Here is an 18,007-nt window from a genome sequence, read left to right as displayed (position 1 = left end):
GTAGTAGTGCTTGTCGCCGTGCTTCCACAGGTCGAATTCGTACGTGATTTTGTCACGGATGAGTTCATAGGAGCGGGTATCACCAAGCTATCGACTCCGCCGTCGTATCATTCCGGCGGCCGCTTTCGATATCGCCCGTGGCGAGCGTGCCGTCCTCCATCAAAGCTATCGCCTGCTGAAGATTGGCGATCTGCTTTTCATGGTGTGCAATCAAATCGTCATACCAACCCATCGCGCGTTCCTCATGCTTTCCGCTAAGCATATAGGCGCTTCCGCCTACGCGGGCAAACCGGGATAGGCGCTTTCGCATATTTCAAATTTCAAACTGAGACACTACCCCAAAGCTCAGCCCCGATAGGCACGGTCGTTACCCCGGTCATGTTGAGGCTATTGACCAGTGCCATCAGCTTCTTGTCTCCCTGGTTGCGGGCGCGCTTGCGTATCTGGCGCTGCTTATTGATCGTCTGGCTGTCGAACACCGATTCCGATTTGGCCTCCATCGAACGCAACAGCAGGATGTCTACGAGATCGACAGGCTTTGGATCACCGCATGTTCCGACGATGCCGGCCACGCCTGGGACTTGCTGAAGCCCGAGAAAGTTGCATGGCCCCTTGATGAATACATAGCCGAGGATGAGGGCGAAGCGGCGGGCCTTCCACAGATCCGGCTTGCGTCGATCGCGGATAAGACGCTTCTCCACCGGCATGTAATGGACGAACCCGGCATCGGTCAGTGCACGCTCAACCGCTGACACGCTGGCATTGAGGCTCGGGATGATGCGATACCCCTTCGCGCCCTTGGTGTCTTCCACCGTAAACTCGCGTTTCGGCATCTGGGCGCCTGGAGCGGTGCGAATTGCGTACCAGGTCATTCTTGCGCACCTGCTGTATTTGGAGAGCGGATTCGGGCTGCGGCGTCCTTGCAGGTTTGCTGTGCGACTCGTGTGTTGCGGTCTTCGCCCCAATCCGAGAACCAACCGTCGTCGTCTTCAGCAATCTTCGCGCACCGCTCACGCTCTGCCATAAGCGCCTCTGCGATGGCGTCCCAAAGGAGCGGGGCAAATAGGTTCGGCGCGGCCTTCTCGAATACCGCGCGAACTGATGCGTCGATGTCATCCGGTATTTCGCTCATGAAGATGCTCCGGGAGATGGCTCTGCTCCAGATTGAGATTTGGAGGACCATTCGATGACTTCGAGTCCGCAGTTTTCAGCCAATGCCTTCTCGGCAGAGACGCCCTTGGATTTCTCCCAGCCAGGCAGCAGCACGATCGTATCCGCTTCTAGGCAGATGAACGAGCAATACGAGGCGAACGCCTGCCGGAGCGGGAATGTCTCGTGCGGCCCGCGATGGGGGAACTCGGCCGGGTTATAGACGCGGTGGCCATCGGCGCGAAGATCTGCCGCGACCTGCCGGAACAATGGGTAATTGCTCTCGGGGTATCCCTTCATCGGGCCGGAGAGATAGATCACTCGCGCGTCGCTCATTTCAGGCTCCACAAATCAGGTTGCGAATATAGCCGATTTCATGTTAAATAACAAGGCTTTAACCTGTTTGGAACAGCCTTTTGTACAACGCAGACCGCTCGAATATCGGATCGCCACAAACCCGCTGGGTGAGGTCGCGCGTGTCTGGCGGGATCTCTGCCAAGCGTGCGGCCGCAACCGTCTCGTCAACCCGGCCATGAAGGAACGTGACGCCGGCCGCAGCCTTGTTCGCCGACATCTGGCGGTTCATTGCGAGCTGCGCCGTCTGCCGAGCCTTGCGGCGCTCCACGACCAGTTCAGCGCGGCGTTCGTTGGTGAGTTTCTTGCGGTTCATGCTGCTCTCCAGTAATTACGCATGCGGATGCGAACTTGGGATACGTCGTAGCCGACGAGTTTCGGCAGCCCATGCTGCTCCTGGTGGCGGGCGATGAGGTGCGCGAGCGATGTATGGTCCTTACCGAACCATTTTCCGAGAATGTTGCTGGAAAGAACCGGCTTTGCCGCTTTGATCAGATAAGCCGACTCGGCGCGCGCATCGACTATCGGGCGGTGGCGCCTCTTGCTGGCGATGTCGCTTGGGCAGATTGCATGACGATCAGCGACCCCGGCAAGGATAGCCACCGCCCATTCGGGCATGCCCTGCCGGCGAAGCTTTCGAAGCCCTTCGGCTCGCTGCAATACGATTGGCGTGGGATCGGTCGTCCAAACGGATTGCATCTGGATAGGCGGGCGCGGATGTTCCTCGGTGACGCTTGGAACAGCCCTGGCCTGAATGCCGCGCTCTGTCGCTTGAAATGCGTACATGATACCCATGTGAAACTCTCCTACGCTGCTGTTTTGCCGAGCTGTGCCCATAGTTCCTCTGGAACCGGCACGCCCCACGATTGACCAAGTGCTACGATGTCTTCGAGGCCGCGCTTATGCGCTTCCATCACCATGTCGGCGCCGTTTGCGCGACCGAAGCTTGCCGAGAGAACCGCCATCTTGAAGCCCATGCGGACTTTCTCGCCGGCCTTGGGCTCCTGGTAGAAATATGGCCGTGGCTTCGAGAGCGATTCCTTGCCGCGATAGGGCAGCAGATCCGCAATGCGCCGTGCCTCAATGGCGAGCTTGGCCGGCGATGGCGCGAACGTGTCGCTTTGCTGGGGAACAAGGCCGCTCATGAATCGTTCTGCCGCTTCAATGACGGCTTGAGCCGGGATATCCTTCAACACCGCTTCGAACGTCCGCAATGTCAGGTCCGGGTCGCTGCTGCTCTGAGGAAATGCGTTCAATAGCGCGGCGATCGACAAATACGCTTTCTGGTCCATTGATCCTGTCCATGGCTGCGTCGATGTAGTTGCGTCGGCCGGTGCGCTGTTGTGGTCTTGCCAGCCATTCGGCTTTAAAACCCTGCCACCCTCGAATGATCATTTCCTCGGCTGCTGCATTCGGGTCTGGGCAGAGCGCGAATTGCTTGGCCAGTAGCTTGGCAGCGAAGACTGTCAGAGCGCATTTCTTGGTCTTGCGGTGATCGAGGACCGCTTGAGCATGATCAGCGTCTAGGACCGCGCCTAATGCCGCGAGGATATCTTTCATGCGGCCTCCAATTCGATCCGAACCGAGCCGCCCCTGGTGGCTACCTCACGGCGGATGGAGATCGACCATTTGCTGTCGTCCACGCCGATCAATTTGGAAATGCCGTCGAAATAGGCCTTGCAGGCTGCCAGCATGTTGTCCTCGTCCCTGACGCGGTTGTCCGGCGGGGAGAATACCGCGGTGACCTTGAGGGCCTGCGGGATATCCGGGTCGTTTGGCCTTATGCCATCTGCTCTGGCGCACCATTCCGCATCGGCTCTGGCCTTCTTTACGGCCTTGGCTTTACGAGCCCAATGGACGCGAGCGTTCGGGAACAGGTCTGGCGATGGCCACGGAAGATCGATGCTGATCACGCCGAATGCCTCCCCAAAAACGCCGCAAGCTGGCGAGGGTCGGCACAAGCGATACCCAGGATTTGATGCTTTGGATGCTCCCCCTGCCATTTCGCTGCCATAGGCTGGCTAAGGGTCATACACACGGGGTGCGGCATTGCTTCGGTGAGGACGACTGGCTCTCGCTGGGTGCCGTCGAGCAATGAGACAAAGAGGACGAGGACCGCTTCCATCGCTAAAATCCTCGCGGCGGAACGAACAGGCATATGGTCTTACCGTCATCGCGCCCCTTGACAGAGCACCAATGGAACACACCGTCAGGACTTTGCTTGATCTTCGGATCTGACATGAGGATGATCTCGCCAGTCTTGCGAATCTCGTAGCCGCGCGAACCTTCGATGATGTCGGCGTCGGGAACCTCCCGGCAATCGATGCCCGAACAGCAAGAATAGGGGTAATTCCATCCCTGTGGCTTCGCAGCGGTCGGGATAGCCTCATGCGCATGGCCTATCTTCGGAGCCCCGGCGGCCAGCATGACGGCACACATCCCAACGCTTGCCCATCTCACGCCAGTTTGTATGCGAGATACCGCTGGGCCACTGATGCCAAACTTTTTCCCAATAACGGCGGCGGTGTCGGTGCCTCTAAGCTCTCTGATCTGGGCGACTTGCTCAGCCGTCAGTTTTGCGTTTCCATTACTAGCGCCCCCGTTGGAAGTGCCGTGGATGAGCTTGTCGGCACAGTTTTCCTTCGGCGTCTTCCATTTCAAGTGCCCCTTCGTCACACACGCCTTGTGGCCGTTGCCGCAACTGTGTGCCGCTTGGTGTTCTGGCGTTGGAGGCGGACCATTGACTTCAGTGCAAACCTGCCGGGTTACGCTACTCGTGCAATAGTCAGGATCGTGCCGCTGGGCGTATCCGTTCGGGTAGCGGCTGAACGGCCAGATGAGGCATTCGTCACCCTCATAGGTGAGAACAACCTCGTGGAAATACCGGCGGGGTTCGCCTACTGACGCTCTCACCTAACATTCTCCTGATGTGATTTTTGAGAAAGCGCTGTGTGCCCCTGAGGGAAAAGCGGCTGCGGCACCAGGATCAGCCAAAGCATCTCGGCGGCGACAATAGCGGCTAGGGCTATTGCTGCTATGGAGGCGGTGGAGAATGGAATGCGGGGAGTCATGCTGCTGCCTCCAGACGCGATGTGGCCTTCAGAACAGCGAGAGCGACTGCCCGGCCCATTGGAAGCGGGACGCCGTTACCAACGGCTTGGCGCTTTCCTGTGACAGTGAGCGGGCTCTCAGAGAGGAAGTCGCGCGGCAAGCCCTGCAATTCGCACATAGTCTCGAATGGCAACACGCCAGCACCCCGGTTCAGTGACGAGGTTCGGCCGCCAGTCTCGTTGCCCTTTGGCTTGCCACCGGCGAGCATCGCTACAGGGCGGCGGCGCGCATCGCCGGTAACGGCGAAGTCCCAATCCATAGGCTCGAACGTCTCCGTCTGGAGATGCAGACTGTGGCCTTCTGGAGTACCGAATGATATTCTGCGCTCACGGTTTTGAGTGCTGCCGACATGCCGAGCGTTAACGATTTGATCGTGGACAATGTAGCCAGGAACGACAGGACGAGGTGCGGCTCGCACTTCTTCCATTAGAAACCAGCCGCAAGCAGTCTCGGCGACAATGCGCTCGAACTCAGGTATTAGGTTCTCATGCTTAGGCTCAAAGCCGTTTGCGCGAACCATGTGGACAAGCTGTGAGAATGGCTGGCATGGCGGCCCGCCAATTACGCCATCAAACCGCCCTGCCGGCGGATGAAAGCTGCGAACGTCCCCTCCCCAGATTGGATCTGGCCCACGAACGACGCAGAACCCCGCTTCCTCGAAAGCCATGTCGAGAAGGCCAATGCCTGGGAAAAGTGAGAGCACAAGTCCGTTCACGCGCGTCTTCCTCTTTGGGTGTGTAGGAGTGGGGAAGTGGCTGGGCTAGGCGTTGGCGAGTTCGAGCAAAACGTCAGCGTGGCAAGGCTCGCCCTCCTTGCACCAACAGGCGAGGTTCTTGCCGCGCAGGGATGTCTTCGCCTTGTTAAGCAAGCTTTCTTGAGCCGGGTGCATGACCCATGCGCGGAACGCCTGCACAGCCAATTCGACGGCCTCAGGCTTGGTGTCCCTGAACCACATCGCCGGGCCCTCCCACGTGCCGACCTGCCAAACATCGGAGGTCTTGCCCATGGTGGTCGAGGTGCCATTGATGATGGGGAACGGGTTTCCGAAGCCCGATGACCGATCGACCTTCACCGTGTTCTCAGGCATCCGCCAACCTTTGCTTCGAGAAAGCTGAACTCGGACTGGCTCGCTCATTCGTCATTCCCTTCCCTGAGTTGCGGACGGCTTCAGATGCAGTCGCTTCTCGATTGCCGCATTGATCCGGCGAATGCCCCATCCAGGCTGGTTCGCATGCGCTTCTCGGAATGAGACTTCGGCGGCAAGATTCCGCTCAAAAATGGCCTTGCCGGCGGCTTCCAATTCGGTGCGGGTCTTGCCACCCTTCGAGAGCTTGCGGCCCTTCGGTGGAATGCTGAAGCCGTTGCTCATAGTCATCGTCGCCATGGCGTTCATGCGACGCCGCTGTGCCGCATAGTCCTTCGACGGACAGCCTAGGCGCGTGTCGTTCGCGTAGTAGTCTTCAAGTATCTTGTTGAAAATGTTCACTTACGCCGCCCTTTCCTGATTGCCCTTCGCAGCCGCCAGCTTTGCAGCCAGAGCCCGAATTTGATTCTCAATATCCGCCAGATCGACATTCGGGTTTCCTACCTTCGCCATTTCTGCTTCGTGGAGTAGCCGCTCTGCGTGGCGCCTGCACTGGTCCACAAAGGCTATCTTGATCCTATTGAACATGGATGCTTCGACCGTCTTGGCGCGGCCTGTGCGGAGGTTTTGGAGTGTCCAGAAGGGCAATCCGTATTTCGCCTCAAGGCGGGTCAGGGCGTTATCCATGTCGCCCCATCCCCGCGTTTCGTTTTCGACCATGCGGCGAACGAAACCGCTCGCCTCGCCGGCCATATCAACCGAGCTCATTTTTTTCTCCTGCTGCACGTAATGCTTGGTTTCTCTGCGTCCCATGCTCGTCACTCCATGCTCTTGTTTGGTCATGGAACAACAGCGCAGACGAAAGGACTGGCGAGAGACTGAAAGCTTGGAGGATGCCGCGCGTCGACTTTTGGCGAAGATGGACGAGCGAGCGAATGCGAAAAAACAAGCCGGCGGCAAGTTGGGGCCGGCACTCATTGCATATCCAGCGCTGAAGCTGGAGAAAGAGGGACCGGGCCAGAGCGACAGGGGTGTGCGTACGCTCAATGGTCCGGTCCCAATTGCCGCGGCCGGGGAGGTTGGCAGCGGATTGGATGCGGGCGAGGTTAAGTGCGTTGGGCCTGTTGAACCCAATGAGGTAACGATGCGCTCGCCCGCTCCCGACGCAGATTCGAACCGTTACATGTTCACGACAGGGCTTGAGGGATCTCAGAGCCGAGCCGTGCGCCGGGGTAAAGGGTGATGCGGTCATGGGTACGATCCATCCCGATTTGCGAGGATGAATGCGCGGAGGACTTCCGCGTCTACCTGGTGCTGCTCGTCGTGATCGGCCTTGATGAATTGCTCGGCCTGCTCTGGAGTTGGATTGAGCAGCGCGCGGAACAGGCTGATGTCGGTGGAGCGCTTTTGAACGGGGCGGAAGCGGGAGGCGTAGAAGGTCTGTTCCCACATGCCGATATCATTGTACCGGTGGACCACGTTCTCAATCTCGAACAGCCTGACTTGCAGCCGATGAATTGTGGGGTGGAGAAAACCTATCTCGCGGATGGTGTATATCTGCCCGGCAATAGGCCCGACTTCATCACCGTATCCGTTCCCGTCGTTTTCCCGTGCCCACGTGTCTACACAGACAACCTGGTCGCCGACTTTCCAATCGAGGTAGCTCATAGCTGCGGCTCCTGCGAAAGGTGGTGGCCCAGCGAAGGTTGGAGGGGGATCACCTTCGCCGGGCCGTTCGTCAAAGCTTCTCGGGAGGAGGAAAGATGCCTTGGCGAATTTGAATTGGTTGCGTCGGTACCGGCGCCGACGCTCGCCCTACTCGCCTCTCCCGTCACAGGGGCGCTCACAATGGCGCTGGTCCTGCCGTTGTCTTCGGAGGCTTTCGCTTGGGAATGGTGCGCCACGCACAGCGGCGGGCGGTCTAGTGGGTGGACTGTCCAGGGGCTGAAGAACTCGGGAGATGGCGCGTTCATGCTGCCCTCGCGAATTCGCCGTAATGGGCCTTGGCTGCCTTCAAGTATGCTTGATGAGCATCTTGGGCCGTGTCGAACACACCTAAATGGAGAACCTGGCCAGATATGTGTATTCTTGCTGCAAACCGGCGCCTCTTTTTGTTAACGCCTTTCAGACCAGTGGCGTTATCCACCCTAACCTTTGTATTAGCCTTGTTTTCGGCCACGGTAGCTGGGCGTAGATTGCCCCATTTATTGTTGGCCCGGTCTCGGTCTTTGTGGTCGATCTCGTGAGGCGCAAAAGCCCCGGTCATGTAGGCGAACGCAAGGCAATGAGCCCTGTGCCCTCTGCCTTCGAACGAGATCATGACGTATCCCTGGTCGTTCAGCCCACCGACAATGGTGCCGACGCTGCAACTGGTACGCCTTTTGAGGTTCGTAAAAAGGCCTGTCTCCGGGTCATAGCTCAGACCTTCCCGAAGGCGCCCGACAAAAGCTCGCGTCTCCTCTTTCGTGAGGTGGTCGCTCCATTTTTTCATGCTGCATTCCCCTCGGAGAAATGATCATGGCCGATGAAGAGGACCCAGCATTGACCGAGCCTATCGTGATTGCCGACGTGTTCGCGCAGGGCGGTCATGCTGCGACCTCGTTGTGATACTGGAACCAGAAATCAGCGCCGCCATGGAGGTACTGGTGTTTTTGAACGCTGCGCCGACGTACCCACCGAAACCAGACAAGGCGCTGGTCGTAGGTGCGGATCGGGAGCCACGCGAAATGATCGTGCCAAGGGCCGATAGCGTCACCGAAGAGAGGCGTGTGGTTCGGTTCGGTGCTCATGGCTATGCTGCCTTTTCCGCAACGAGCTGCTCTAGCGCCCTCTTCACGACTGGGCTGATGGGCAATTGCCCTTTCTCCCAGCGCCAGACCGTCGAGAGGTTTACGCCAAGCGCCTTAGCCAAAGCGGTCTTGGTCATCGCCAAGGATTTGCGGGCTTCGAGAATTGGGTTGTCTATTTGCATGCGCGTAATCTATGCGCATCGCATAAGTCTGTCAATACCCATCGCATAGGTCAATATGGCATATCTTGATTCGATGGGGACCAGAGGTGAGCGGCTCAAGAAGGCCAGACTGGATGCTGGGTTCCGAACCGCTACAGATGCGGCTCGGTCGTTAGGGATTCCTTATCCAACTTATGCGGCACATGAAAACGGTTCGCGTCAATACGAGGCTGACGAAGCGGTTGTTTATGCGAGGAAATTCAAAGTGCCCATTGAATGGCTGCTCACAGGCAAAGGCGGCGTTGTTAGCCAACTGCCCAGAACGCCCCTTGCTTCGGTGCCAGTCATCGGAATAGTTAGAGCTGGGATTTGGCAAGATGTCAGCGCGGGGGATGGTTCATTGTACGAAGTGGTGCCAGCGGCACCGGATGCCCCGGCTGAATGGCAATATGCATTTACAGTTGAAGGTACTTCACTAGATAAGATCGCACAGCCTGGCGATATCTTGGTTTGTCTTGATTGCATCAAATCGCGAATAGACATCCAAGACGGCGATCTTGTTATTGTTGAATGGTCTCGCTTTGATGGCCAGATAATCGAACGTACCGCCAAGCGGATCAGGCGCGCGACAACCGGCATCGAGCTATGGCCTGAAAGCAACGACCCAGCCTTTCAAGAGCCGTTGCGGCTCGACGGGGCAAAGGACGGGGACAACATCGAGGTGCGGGCCAAAGTCCTGTGGATCATGAAGCGCCCATGATTTTGCGGGGAGTCACTCCCACCAGAATTATGGCAAAGCTCTATCAAAGACGGAGGGTGAGGTATCTCACATCTATCCCGTCCTATTCCAGTACAGTGCTTAGGCTCTACACGCATTATCGACCGAGATGGATGCCGGATGCTCCCGGCGGCTCCTGAGGGTCTCGCACTCCTGGCAGGTGGGCATTTCCGCCCAGACCTCACCGCTTTCGTCGTTTATCCACCCTTGCGGGGCGTTCAGGGCCGTCCTAGCCCGCGTGTCTTGCCTTATGCCAGTTCATATGCGGGTTAGCCCTCGAAAGTGGCGTCTCTGCACGTAAGCCCGATTTTCGGAAGGATCGGCAACCCACTGGCAAGGTTTTGAGATTGACAGCAGCGGTGTAACGTTATAACACTACCACCTGTTGATGACTGTCAAATCTTGCCAAAGAAATTTGTCATCAACCATAGGCTCCAGCGGATCGACACCGCGTGGGGCCTTTTTCTTATAGGCGACGCGGTATGTCGCTGCAAGATAATTTATGCGCTGTGCATTTTTCCTCTTGCATATTGTTTATGCGTAGCGCATATTCTCATCAACACCAGATGAGGAAAGACAGATGAACGCCGCTCTTGAACGCCACCTAGACCTGATGCGTCAGGGCTTCATGAAGGGGACGAAAGTTCCGCCCCTCACGAAGCAGCAGATCAAGGACGCTCAGGAACGAGCCGCCGTCATCCTCGCCAAGCTGGATCGCACTGCCGCTCGGTTTGGGAGCAGGCCATGAAAATCCACCCCGACATTCTCGCCGCTCACGCCCAATTCGGCGGCGACTTGGAAGACATGCAGCGCCGCTACGAAACCGCAGAGCCCGCACACCAGATGAGGACCGCCCCTATGACAACCGCAACAGACATCATGGCACTGCACGACAAAACGATGGAATGGCTACAAGGCAGCCATGCGGAAGCGCCTAGGATGGCTCGGCGTCTTTTTGCGCTTGCCAGCCCAGGAGCTGAAGCTCTTTCCGACAAGCAGCGGATCGATGAATTTGTAGATGCGGCCATTGAGGCTGCTGGGGAATTAATCCGGCATGCTGAGTTGCAACCGCCTCCGTCCAGCGATGACAAAATAGCAATGGACAGAGACCGTTGGCGTCGAGTTGCCGAGCGGGAGCAAGCGCGGTGGGCGAATGACGTCGTGGTCACCGTTACCGGCCTCTTCCCGCAGAACTACGTGGTCAGGTCACCGTGTGACCCGCCGCTGCCCAAGCCAGACTTCCTTTACATCGAAGGCACTGTTTACCGAAAGGAGTCTGCCAAAACACCCGAGGAGAAGGTCAAAGAAATGGAAGACCGTGAACAGATCGACAGACTTGCCAAGCGCTGCAACGATTTCAACGATCAAGTCAACGAGTTGCGGAGCCAAAGAGACGAACTGCTGGCAGCGCTCAAGAATATGGTTTCTGCATGGTTTGACGGCTTCGACACCCCCACCACGAACACGGCCGGACTGGAGGCGATGGCCGCCGCTCGCGAAGCAATCGCCAAAGCGGAGGCCGTATCGTGATTGATGACGGTATAAAACCCCTGCAGGCACTCGAAGCTGCACACGCTGCCTTATGTAACCCTGCAAACCGTGGGTACAGCCTTCAAGCCGCGATCGGCGCTTATCACGCGAGGATAATCGGCCAGAAGGCTATTGGCTCGGAAGAGCCGCTAGATCCGACTGCGCTCTATACCGCCTGCGAGGTAATGCTAGCGGTGCTTGGTGACCAAGCCGGCCTTCCGGAGGACTACGCGAACGAGGTCAGCGCGGCGATCCGTGCCTATCTCGCCACGTCCCGAGCTCTCGCCCCCCTTCCTGCGCCAATGCCGGGAGATATGGCAGAAACGATAGCGCTGATCCGAAAGCGCATGAAAAGCGGCGAGTGCGACTTGCGCGATGTCGGCCAGATACTGACTGGCAGATTTGATCAAGACGTTCCGGCCGCAATTCTTGCCGCGGCTGCCGCATCGGTGCCCTCCCCCGAACACGAGGAACGAACATGACCCAAAACTGGACCGGAACCAAGCAGCGAAACGACCTGAAGACCTGCCCGTTCTGCAACACAAAATCCGTTCAGCAGGTTCGACTGGCCGAGAGCGATACCGACATGCAGTTCCGTATCGGTTGCGGCAATGTCGCTTGCTTTGTCGAGCCAAACACCCCGCCTTTCGCAGCGCTGAATGACGCTGAATGGGCATGGCAGGAGCGCGCGCCATGACTGAGACTGCTAAACGGACTGTGCCGCCATCAGTCATAGACGAAATGGCTCGAATTCGCCGCGCCATCACTCCTAGCGCGGGCGACAAGGAGGACCTGATTACCTACGCCAAGGAGGTCGTTGCGACACGGGACGCTGCCCAAAATGCTGGCGACGACCTCGCGGACCTACACGAATACGCCAAATGGCTCAAAAGCCGAAACTGGCTGAAACGACTGTTTAACGCAACCTGACCCTCCCATCCCCTTTCAACAGAATCTCAATAGGAACGGAAACAGATGGCCCTCACAGTCAAAATCAGCAAATCGGGCGCGATCACTATCCGTGTTCGCAAGGCCGACCTTAAGCGGGCCGCCGTCTGGCTTACCGAATTCGAACATTACGACGAGAAGTCTGGCGACATTCTTGTGCCGAAAGTCACCGACCCTGCCGCATTTGCTAAAGCTGTCTATCACCAGTTGAACGACGAGGAGGAGGATGGGACCACCATCGTCCATCGCATGTTTGACGACGCCATCAAAGAGGCCGTCGAACAGGGCGCGGAAGGCATCGTCTTCCCTGACGACAAGGAATACGGGCGAAAATCGGTCGCGCGTTAACCCCCTCCCAACCCTTCTACCTCTGGCACCTGAACAGTAGGAAACGGAATATGACCAGCGCAACGGGATACGTCATCACCCGGTTTGATCGAGACAGGCTCAGGTCCGTGCCGATCAAGGGGAAGTCCTTCACCAGCCTTGAAGACGCGCTGGACGAAGCGATTCGTATCAACAAATTCAGCAAGTATGCTGACCAGCTTCTGCAGGTTGATCTGGCATCTGCCCACGCCGCACAGGTTCAACCATGAACGCCGCCCATAGACAAACTGCCCGCGATCTCGGCGCAGCGCTGCACAGACTGACGCACACCAAGCCCATAGCTGACATGCACCGCCAGCTCGCCGGCCGAGCCACTGAAACGCTGAAAGTCAACGTCATCGGCTGTTTTACCTCGCCCGTTGGCATCCAGTACCGCGTGCTTGAGGACGGCCAGATTTACCACATCAACCGGCATTTGCTGAACACTTTGAGGGAGAGCGACGAGACTTGCAAGAGCCTCGAAATCATCCCTGTCGAAGAGGAAGAGGAGGCAGACTGATGGCTACCGTCGAAATCAGCCATATCGAAATCATGGCGCTGAAGAAGCTCGCCATAATCAACGGCGCGCTTGCGCAGAGCATATCGGGGCAGGCGCGCATCGAGCAAAACGCATTGTTGCGGGTTCTAGTAGAGGTGTTGGCCCGCGCCGATATCGCAAAGGAAACCGCGTGATGTGGCCCCTCTCCCATCTCTACTGCGGCATCATCATTCTATTCGGACTGCCCCTGTTGGCAGGATGGGTGACGCTATGAAACCCCCGATCAAAATCACTTTGGCTTGGGAAGACTGCCCGTCGTGCGATGGCACAGGGATGGGTCTCAATATGGCTGGCGAGCCTGATGCTTGCCGGGAATGTAAGGGTGACACAGTCATCCGCGCCAGAGACGAAAAAGGGCGGTACGTCGGCTTTTCTTGTGATGAGCCGCAGCCATGACCGCGCATACCTCCCAAGTGCCAGGCACACCGCCGCTGACATCGGCCGAACTGAGAGCGCTGCTCAAGCAGAGCGTGATCTTGGCGGCGCTTGAAAACCTGATGAAGCTGGATGAATGCCCGGTTCTGCGCGCCGCATGTCGTGCCCGCTATCTCGATTTGACCGATGGAAGGCTACCGCAATGACCCGAGCTGACCTGTCTGTCATCCCCGATACCGTCGCTCGCTGGCGGGCTCATGCCGACTTCCAGACCGCAAGGGAATGCCGGCTCACTGCACGGATCTATCTCCGCCACAAGACGCCCGGCTGGCGCTTCATCCACCGGCTTGAGATGCGCAGAGCAATTCGTTTTTGGCACCATTACGCCGAAGCCGTGAGGGCGGCGCAGTGAGCCGAAACTACACCTACTGCGAGGACTGCGACAACGTTGAACCGTCTTCACGGAAGCGTTCGCCCTCCGGCTGGGTGTGTCTGAAATTCCCCCGAGTTGAAGGGGGCGGGTTTGTGGCCCCGACCGTCTGGGCGGATCAAGAACCGTTCATGCGATGCGTCCACATCAACGGAGGGTTTTGCCCTCAATTCGTCAAGCGCCCGGATGGGCAGGAACAGGAAAAGTAACATGGGATACGATATCGGTGAAGTTTACCAGAGCAACAGTGACTTTCTCAAGGCCGAGGACATCGGCGCCAATTTCTGGACTGTCACGGTCAGTAAAGTGGACATGAAGAGCTTCGATGACGGCAGCCGCAAGCTGCTCGTCATGTTTCAGGAACTCGACAAGGGTCTGGTGCTGAACAAGACCAATGCGGATACCTTCGGGGATCTGTACGGCAAGAACACGGATGGCTGGATCAGCCGGCAGATCATGCTCATGACCATGCCCGTCGATTACCAGGGCAAGAAGGTGCAGGCAATCCGGGCCCGCGCCCCAGCGCAGCAGCAGGCTATGCCACAGCGCCAGCCGGGACAGATGCAGCCGCAGGCAAACATGAACGCTGGGCAGGCTTACGCGCAGTCGCCGCAGCGGCCTCTTGAGCCGGTCGGTGGCGACTTCAACCCGCCCGCGCCTCCGCCGGCCGACAGTGACATTCCGTTCTGAAATCGCCACCAGAAAAGCCCGGATCGAAAATGGTCCGGGCGGGAAGGCCAAAGACATGAGCCGCGCAACGCTTATCCTCGACACCGCAACGCAACGCCAGAAGGCGACTAACTGGATCAGCCAGGCTCCCTATGGGACGCGGCTGGAGTTCAAGGCGCCGAAGCGTTCTGTCGACCAAAATTCAAAGATGTGGGTGCTGCTGACGGAAGTGGCGCAGCAAGTCCCCTACCACGGTCTGAAGCTCACGCCAGACGACTGGAAGCTGATCTTCCTCGACGCGCTAAAGCGTGAGGTTCGCATGGTGCCGAACTTGGACGGCAACGGGTTTGTCAGCCTAGGCCGATCGTCTTCCGACCTTTCCAAAGCTGAAATGACTGATCTGATCGAACTGATCTTTGAATATGGCGCGCGTCACGGCGTCACCTTCCATGAGCCAGAGCAGAGGAGCGCAGCAGCATGAACCGGGCACAGATTCACGTCTCACAGCATGTCCGCTCCCGTCCTTTCTCGGCAGAGTATGCGCTGGTCCATTCCGAGATGATCGCAGCATGGGAGCGAGATCGCAAATTCGAATCTGCCGTCGCTGTGATGGTCGCGGAAATCGAATTAGCGCTGGACCATGACCTGCACGAATTGCAGCGGGTGGCGTGAATGGCTCGCCGCGAGTTCGCCGGCAAGACCCGCAAAGCGGCTCTGCTGCGCTCTGGCAAGCGCTGTGAGGCTGTGGGTGCCTGGTACGGCCTTCCCACAGGGGAACGCTGCGCCAACGATCTGGCGCGCGGCGTCGAGTACGACCACATCATTCTCGATGCGAACTCCAAGGATAACAGATTGGAGAACTGCGCGGCAGTCTGCATTCCTTGCCATCGTCACAAGACAGCCAAGCACGACACGCCTACCGCGGCGAAGACCGTCGCGCAATCGCTCATGGGCATGAAGACCAGGATCAAAGTCAAGATCCCCAGCGCACCAAAACCCGAGAAGCCAGCACCGAAGGGCCATGCGTGCCCGCGTCGGTCGCTTTACATCGTGAGGACTTCGCCATGACCGAAGAAGCAACACCGTTGCCTGAGACTGTGCAATGGCTGCGCTACAGGCCACTGAAATACGATGATTGGGGCATCATCCGCCATGGCGACAGCGACCACATCTTCGCAGTCGTTCGCAGGCCGCTTTCCGAGGAAGAGGCCGCCGTTCATCGTCACGCGGGAACTGACCCATTCGAGCAGCTTGCGCGAGCGCTTATGGATGCCGCCTCCCCTCCCAAGCCACAGGAGGGAGTGGTGGAGGCTTTGCGGGAGGCGCTGACCAATATGAAGGCCGCTTTCGACGGCCTACGCCCCATGCCGCTGGTTATGGAGCCGATCGCCAAGAGGTTGTCTGACGACGCTGCGGCAGCCCTCGCCCTCGCCGGAGATCAGCCATGAGCGGCGATACATCCCCATCGGATCTGATTGCGGAACTGCGGTCTGGCGTGCCCACTGAAGGCACTAATCGAGACGGTTTTGACCTGTATGACATCGACAGCGCCGAAACCATAATGGCTCGCGCTGCAGACCACATTGCCGCCCTTGAAGCGGCGTTGGAGAATGCGACGGAACAGGCGAAGCACTATCCGACCGTGGCAGGCGAGAACATGCGTCTGCGGGAGGCCGGGGCGCAACTTGCGAATGTGGCCTACAATATCGATCAACGAGGCGTTGCAGATCGCGGTTCTCTCCAATCATTAAAAGCCGCGCAAATGGTATGGGACGAAGCCCTTAGCGCCGCCCGTCTTTCATCGAAGGGGAGGATAGAGTGAGCCGCGCCGATCTGCTTGACAGCGACCCGATCACCCTGACAGAGGCCAGCAAGCTCGTTCTGCGGGGGATCGTCTCCGTAAACGCCTTGCGTGCGGAAATCAGGCGTGGAAACCTTAGCGTCGAACGGATCGGGAAAAACCTCTACACGACGCCAGCCGCGATCCGCGAGATGAGGGAAAAATGCCGCGTCATGCCGAACCACCAAGACTATACCTCAGAAAAGACCGCGGTCAAAGCGTCTGGATCATCCGCGACGGGGGAAAAGACAAGCGAACTGGCTGCTCTGAAGGCGAGCGTCAGCGCGCTGAAATCCGGCTCGCTGAGTACCTTGCGGAAAAGCACACCACGCGACCATCAAAAGGCGGGAAGTCCGATTCCATTTCCATCGCGGAAGTCCTCCGGGTCTACGTGATGGAACACGCGCCTTCGGTTGGTCGGCCGAAACTGATAGCCGACCACATCGAGGGGATGACGCCGTTTTGGGCGCACCGGATGGTGTCGAGCATCAAGGGCAAGACCTGCCGGGATTTCGCTGCGTCACGAACTACACCGTCGATGGCGCGTCACGAGCTCGAAACGCTGCGAGCTGCGGTGAACTACTTCCACAAGGAATATGGGCTTGATCCCGTCCCGGCTTTCACGATGCCGGGGAAGCACCGTGCGCGTGAAAGATGGCTGACACGCGCCGAGGCCGCAGCGCTGCTCTGGAACGCCCGCAGGACGCCGCACGTTGCGCGCTTCGTCCTCATTGGCCTTTACACAGGAACGCGCTCTGGCGCCATCCTTGGCCTGTCCTGGCTGCCATCGGTCAAGACCGGCTGGCTGGACCTGGAGCAGGGCATCATGCACCGCAGCGGAAGCAGTCAACGCCAGTCGAACAAGCGTCAGCCGCCGGCCGCGATTCCTGAACGGCTCCTCGCCCATATGAGGCGGTGGAAGCGGCTGGACAAGAACATCCGCCACGTCATCAACTGGAACGGATCTTCGGTGCTTTCAGTGAAGAAAGCCTTCCGGACTGCAAGGCAAAATGCTAAGCTTTCCAACGATGTTATCCCGCATACTTTGCGCCATTCCTGCGCTACGTGGCTCATGCAGGCAGGCGTCGAGCCATGGCAGGCAGCCGGGTTCTTGGGCATGACGGTTGAGATGCTGGAGCGTACCTATGGGCATCAAAGCCCGAACTTCCAGAAAGCCGCATCGACAGCGATAGCGGCAAGGAGATTGCATGCCTAGGAAATCGGTCGGTCCTCGCCTTTATCTCCGCAAAGACAGGGCAGGCCAGAAGGTCTGGATTATCCGTGACGGCGGGAGCGATACCCGCACCGGCTTCGCCTACGGAGAGCGAGACAAGGCGGAAGCACTGCTCCGGTCCTATATCGCTGGCGAGTTCAAGCCGAACCGTGGCAAGCCGGTCGGCTTCATCTATTTCATTACGTGTCTGTCGTCCCCGCACTACCCTATCAAAATCGGCTGGTCAGCATCGATGGCAGAGTTGCGGTTGCCGATGCTTCAGTGCGGCAACCCGAACATGCTGACCGTCGTGGGAACGCTAGTCGGGCGCCAGACTGACGAAGGCAAGCTCCACCGGTACTTCGCGCACCTTCATGTGCGAGGCGAGTGGTTCCTTCGTAGTGATGAACTGATCGAGTACATTGGAGGGCTGCCGGGACAATCCGACACTTACGGCGCCGAGGAGTTCGACCCGGCTAGCGCACAGCTATCCTGTGCGCGCGCACAGAAACAACCGACATCAACCGAAACCAACGTGAACGAACAGCGGACATAAGNGCGCCGAGGAGTTCGACCCGGCTAGCGCACAGCTATCCTGTGCGCGCGCACAGAAACAACCGACATCAACCGAAACCAACGTGAACGAACAGC

Annotated in this window: 37 protein-coding genes; 20 read left to right on the top strand and 17 right to left on the bottom strand. The window is 58.3% G+C overall.

Annotated features, from left to right (window positions below):
- Positions 1–79: 79 nt before the first annotated feature.
- The 17 genes from CIT25_RS04170 to CIT25_RS04085 form a co-directional block, all read right to left on the bottom strand.
- A complete protein-coding gene (locus tag CIT25_RS04170; protein WP_158302513.1) occupies positions 80–262 on the bottom strand; it encodes a hypothetical protein in 183 nt (60 codons plus the stop codon).
- A gap of 58 nt (positions 263–320) precedes the next feature.
- Entirely contained in the window at positions 321–833 is a 513-nt protein-coding gene (locus CIT25_RS04165; RefSeq protein ID WP_245329758.1) for a hypothetical protein, read from the bottom strand.
- A 35-nt stretch (positions 834–868) separates the two neighbouring features.
- A complete protein-coding gene (locus tag CIT25_RS04160; RefSeq protein WP_095483285.1) occupies positions 869–1,132 on the bottom strand; it encodes a hypothetical protein in 264 nt (87 codons plus the stop codon).
- Positions 1,129–1,485, bottom strand: a complete 357-nt coding sequence (locus CIT25_RS04155) for a DUF4406 domain-containing protein (protein WP_095483284.1) — start codon at positions 1,483–1,485, stop codon at positions 1,129–1,131. Before CIT25_RS04155 ends, CIT25_RS04160 begins: the two co-directional genes overlap by 4 nt.
- Positions 1,486–1,543: 58 nt before the next feature.
- A complete protein-coding gene (locus tag CIT25_RS04150; RefSeq protein ID WP_095483283.1) occupies positions 1,544–1,819 on the bottom strand; it encodes a hypothetical protein in 276 nt (91 codons plus the stop codon).
- Positions 1,816–2,298, bottom strand: a complete 483-nt coding sequence (locus CIT25_RS04145) for a helix-turn-helix domain-containing protein (protein ID WP_206072914.1) — start codon at positions 2,296–2,298, stop codon at positions 1,816–1,818. Before CIT25_RS04145 ends, CIT25_RS04150 begins: the two co-directional genes overlap by 4 nt.
- 11 nt (positions 2,299–2,309) lie before the next feature.
- Positions 2,310–2,777 (bottom strand): hypothetical protein, encoded by a 468-nt coding sequence (locus CIT25_RS04140; protein ID WP_158302512.1) that lies wholly within the window; start codon positions 2,775–2,777, stop codon positions 2,310–2,312.
- Complete coding sequence (locus tag CIT25_RS36155) at positions 2,665–3,063, bottom strand: hypothetical protein (RefSeq protein ID WP_158302511.1); 399 nt, start codon at positions 3,061–3,063, stop codon at positions 2,665–2,667. Before CIT25_RS36155 ends, CIT25_RS04140 begins: the two co-directional genes overlap by 113 nt.
- Entirely contained in the window at positions 3,060–3,416 is a 357-nt protein-coding gene (locus CIT25_RS04135; RefSeq protein ID WP_095483280.1) for a BTB/POZ domain-containing protein, read from the bottom strand. Before CIT25_RS04135 ends, CIT25_RS36155 begins: the two co-directional genes overlap by 4 nt.
- Positions 3,417–3,630: 214 nt before the next feature.
- Positions 3,631–4,164, bottom strand: a complete 534-nt coding sequence (locus CIT25_RS37375; RefSeq protein WP_245329757.1) for a helix-turn-helix domain-containing protein — start codon at positions 4,162–4,164, stop codon at positions 3,631–3,633.
- A gap of 406 nt (positions 4,165–4,570) precedes the next feature.
- A complete protein-coding gene (locus CIT25_RS04120) occupies positions 4,571–5,329 on the bottom strand; it encodes a DNA cytosine methyltransferase (RefSeq protein ID WP_245329756.1) in 759 nt (252 codons plus the stop codon).
- Between the two features lie 45 nt (positions 5,330–5,374).
- Entirely contained in the window at positions 5,375–5,749 is a 375-nt protein-coding gene (locus CIT25_RS04115; protein ID WP_095483276.1) for a DUF4326 domain-containing protein, read from the bottom strand.
- A gap of 3 nt (positions 5,750–5,752) precedes the next feature.
- Positions 5,753–6,100 carry a hypothetical protein gene (locus CIT25_RS04110; RefSeq protein ID WP_095483275.1) on the bottom strand — a complete coding sequence of 116 codons (348 nt, stop codon included), beginning with the start codon at positions 6,098–6,100 and terminating at the stop codon, positions 5,753–5,755.
- A complete protein-coding gene (locus tag CIT25_RS04105) occupies positions 6,101–6,511 on the bottom strand; it encodes a hypothetical protein (RefSeq protein WP_158302510.1) in 411 nt (136 codons plus the stop codon).
- Between the two features lie 435 nt (positions 6,512–6,946).
- Positions 6,947–7,366 (bottom strand): hypothetical protein, encoded by a 420-nt coding sequence (locus tag CIT25_RS04095; protein WP_095483272.1) that lies wholly within the window; start codon positions 7,364–7,366, stop codon positions 6,947–6,949.
- 301 nt (positions 7,367–7,667) lie between these two features.
- The gene (locus CIT25_RS04090) at positions 7,668–8,189 is read right to left on the bottom strand and encodes an HNH endonuclease (RefSeq protein ID WP_095483271.1); all 522 of its coding nucleotides are present in this window, start codon (positions 8,187–8,189) and stop codon (positions 7,668–7,670) included.
- Between the two features lie 300 nt (positions 8,190–8,489).
- Entirely contained in the window at positions 8,490–8,669 is a 180-nt protein-coding gene (locus CIT25_RS04085) for a helix-turn-helix domain-containing protein (protein ID WP_095483270.1), read from the bottom strand.
- Between the two features lie 55 nt (positions 8,670–8,724).
- Here CIT25_RS04085 and CIT25_RS04080 point away from each other — a divergent pair, with 55 nt between their 5' ends.
- From CIT25_RS04080 to CIT25_RS03995, 20 genes are all read left to right on the top strand, one after another.
- Entirely contained in the window at positions 8,725–9,408 is a 684-nt protein-coding gene (locus CIT25_RS04080) for a S24 family peptidase (RefSeq protein ID WP_095483269.1), read from the top strand.
- Positions 9,409–10,006: 598 nt separating this feature from the next.
- The gene (locus CIT25_RS36150; protein ID WP_158302509.1) at positions 10,007–10,174 is read left to right on the top strand and encodes a hypothetical protein; all 168 of its coding nucleotides are present in this window, start codon (positions 10,007–10,009) and stop codon (positions 10,172–10,174) included.
- Positions 10,171–10,956, top strand: a complete 786-nt coding sequence (locus CIT25_RS04075; RefSeq protein ID WP_095483268.1) for a hypothetical protein — start codon at positions 10,171–10,173, stop codon at positions 10,954–10,956. Before CIT25_RS36150 ends, CIT25_RS04075 begins: the two co-directional genes overlap by 4 nt.
- Positions 10,953–11,438: a hypothetical protein gene (locus tag CIT25_RS04070; protein ID WP_095483267.1), complete on the top strand. Its 486-nt coding sequence runs from the start codon at positions 10,953–10,955 to the stop codon at positions 11,436–11,438. Before CIT25_RS04075 ends, CIT25_RS04070 begins: the two co-directional genes overlap by 4 nt.
- Positions 11,435–11,653, top strand: a complete 219-nt coding sequence (locus CIT25_RS04065; RefSeq protein WP_095483266.1) for a hypothetical protein — start codon at positions 11,435–11,437, stop codon at positions 11,651–11,653. Before CIT25_RS04070 ends, CIT25_RS04065 begins: the two co-directional genes overlap by 4 nt.
- Positions 11,650–11,886, top strand: a complete 237-nt coding sequence (locus CIT25_RS04060; protein ID WP_158302508.1) for a hypothetical protein — start codon at positions 11,650–11,652, stop codon at positions 11,884–11,886. Before CIT25_RS04065 ends, CIT25_RS04060 begins: the two co-directional genes overlap by 4 nt.
- A 45-nt stretch (positions 11,887–11,931) precedes the next feature.
- The gene (locus CIT25_RS04055) at positions 11,932–12,252 is read left to right on the top strand and encodes a hypothetical protein (RefSeq protein WP_095483264.1); all 321 of its coding nucleotides are present in this window, start codon (positions 11,932–11,934) and stop codon (positions 12,250–12,252) included.
- Between the two features lie 50 nt (positions 12,253–12,302).
- Positions 12,303–12,500 carry a hypothetical protein gene (locus CIT25_RS04050; RefSeq protein WP_095483263.1) on the top strand — a complete coding sequence of 66 codons (198 nt, stop codon included), beginning with the start codon at positions 12,303–12,305 and terminating at the stop codon, positions 12,498–12,500.
- Positions 12,497–12,790: a hypothetical protein gene (locus CIT25_RS04045; RefSeq protein ID WP_095483262.1), complete on the top strand. Its 294-nt coding sequence runs from the start codon at positions 12,497–12,499 to the stop codon at positions 12,788–12,790. Before CIT25_RS04050 ends, CIT25_RS04045 begins: the two co-directional genes overlap by 4 nt.
- A complete protein-coding gene (locus tag CIT25_RS36145) occupies positions 12,790–12,963 on the top strand; it encodes a hypothetical protein (protein WP_158302507.1) in 174 nt (57 codons plus the stop codon). Before CIT25_RS04045 ends, CIT25_RS36145 begins: the two co-directional genes overlap by 1 nt.
- Before the next feature lie 258 nt (positions 12,964–13,221).
- Positions 13,222–13,410 (top strand): hypothetical protein, encoded by a 189-nt coding sequence (locus CIT25_RS04040; RefSeq protein WP_095483261.1) that lies wholly within the window; start codon positions 13,222–13,224, stop codon positions 13,408–13,410.
- Positions 13,407–13,616, top strand: a complete 210-nt coding sequence (locus CIT25_RS04035; RefSeq protein WP_095483260.1) for a hypothetical protein — start codon at positions 13,407–13,409, stop codon at positions 13,614–13,616. The genes CIT25_RS04040 and CIT25_RS04035 overlap by 4 nt, the downstream gene beginning before the upstream one ends.
- A 228-nt stretch (positions 13,617–13,844) precedes the next feature.
- Positions 13,845–14,324, top strand: coding sequence for a hypothetical protein (locus tag CIT25_RS04030; RefSeq protein ID WP_095483259.1), 480 nt, complete (start codon positions 13,845–13,847; stop codon positions 14,322–14,324).
- A gap of 55 nt (positions 14,325–14,379) precedes the next feature.
- The gene (locus tag CIT25_RS04025; protein ID WP_095483312.1) at positions 14,380–14,784 is read left to right on the top strand and encodes a recombination protein NinB; all 405 of its coding nucleotides are present in this window, start codon (positions 14,380–14,382) and stop codon (positions 14,782–14,784) included.
- Positions 14,781–14,975: a hypothetical protein gene (locus CIT25_RS04020; RefSeq protein ID WP_095483258.1), complete on the top strand. Its 195-nt coding sequence runs from the start codon at positions 14,781–14,783 to the stop codon at positions 14,973–14,975. Before CIT25_RS04025 ends, CIT25_RS04020 begins: the two co-directional genes overlap by 4 nt.
- Positions 14,976–15,371 carry an HNH endonuclease signature motif containing protein gene (locus tag CIT25_RS04015; protein WP_095483257.1) on the top strand — a complete coding sequence of 132 codons (396 nt, stop codon included), beginning with the start codon at positions 14,976–14,978 and terminating at the stop codon, positions 15,369–15,371.
- Complete coding sequence (locus CIT25_RS04010) at positions 15,368–15,751, top strand: hypothetical protein (RefSeq protein ID WP_095483256.1); 384 nt, start codon at positions 15,368–15,370, stop codon at positions 15,749–15,751. Before CIT25_RS04015 ends, CIT25_RS04010 begins: the two co-directional genes overlap by 4 nt.
- Positions 15,748–16,125: a hypothetical protein gene (locus CIT25_RS04005; protein ID WP_095483255.1), complete on the top strand. Its 378-nt coding sequence runs from the start codon at positions 15,748–15,750 to the stop codon at positions 16,123–16,125. The genes CIT25_RS04010 and CIT25_RS04005 overlap by 4 nt, the downstream gene beginning before the upstream one ends.
- Positions 16,126–16,306: 181 nt before the next feature.
- Complete coding sequence (locus CIT25_RS04000; protein ID WP_095483254.1) at positions 16,307–17,359, top strand: site-specific integrase; 1,053 nt, start codon at positions 16,307–16,309, stop codon at positions 17,357–17,359.
- Positions 17,352–17,912, top strand: coding sequence for a GIY-YIG nuclease family protein (locus tag CIT25_RS03995; protein WP_095483253.1), 561 nt, complete (start codon positions 17,352–17,354; stop codon positions 17,910–17,912). Before CIT25_RS04000 ends, CIT25_RS03995 begins: the two co-directional genes overlap by 8 nt.
- Positions 17,913–18,007 lie beyond the last annotated feature (95 nt).

This window comes from Mesorhizobium mediterraneum, from assembly GCF_002284565.1.
Classification (GTDB): Bacteria; Pseudomonadota; Alphaproteobacteria; order Rhizobiales; family Rhizobiaceae; genus Mesorhizobium; species Mesorhizobium mediterraneum.
This window is presented reverse-complemented; position numbering and strand designations above follow the sequence as displayed.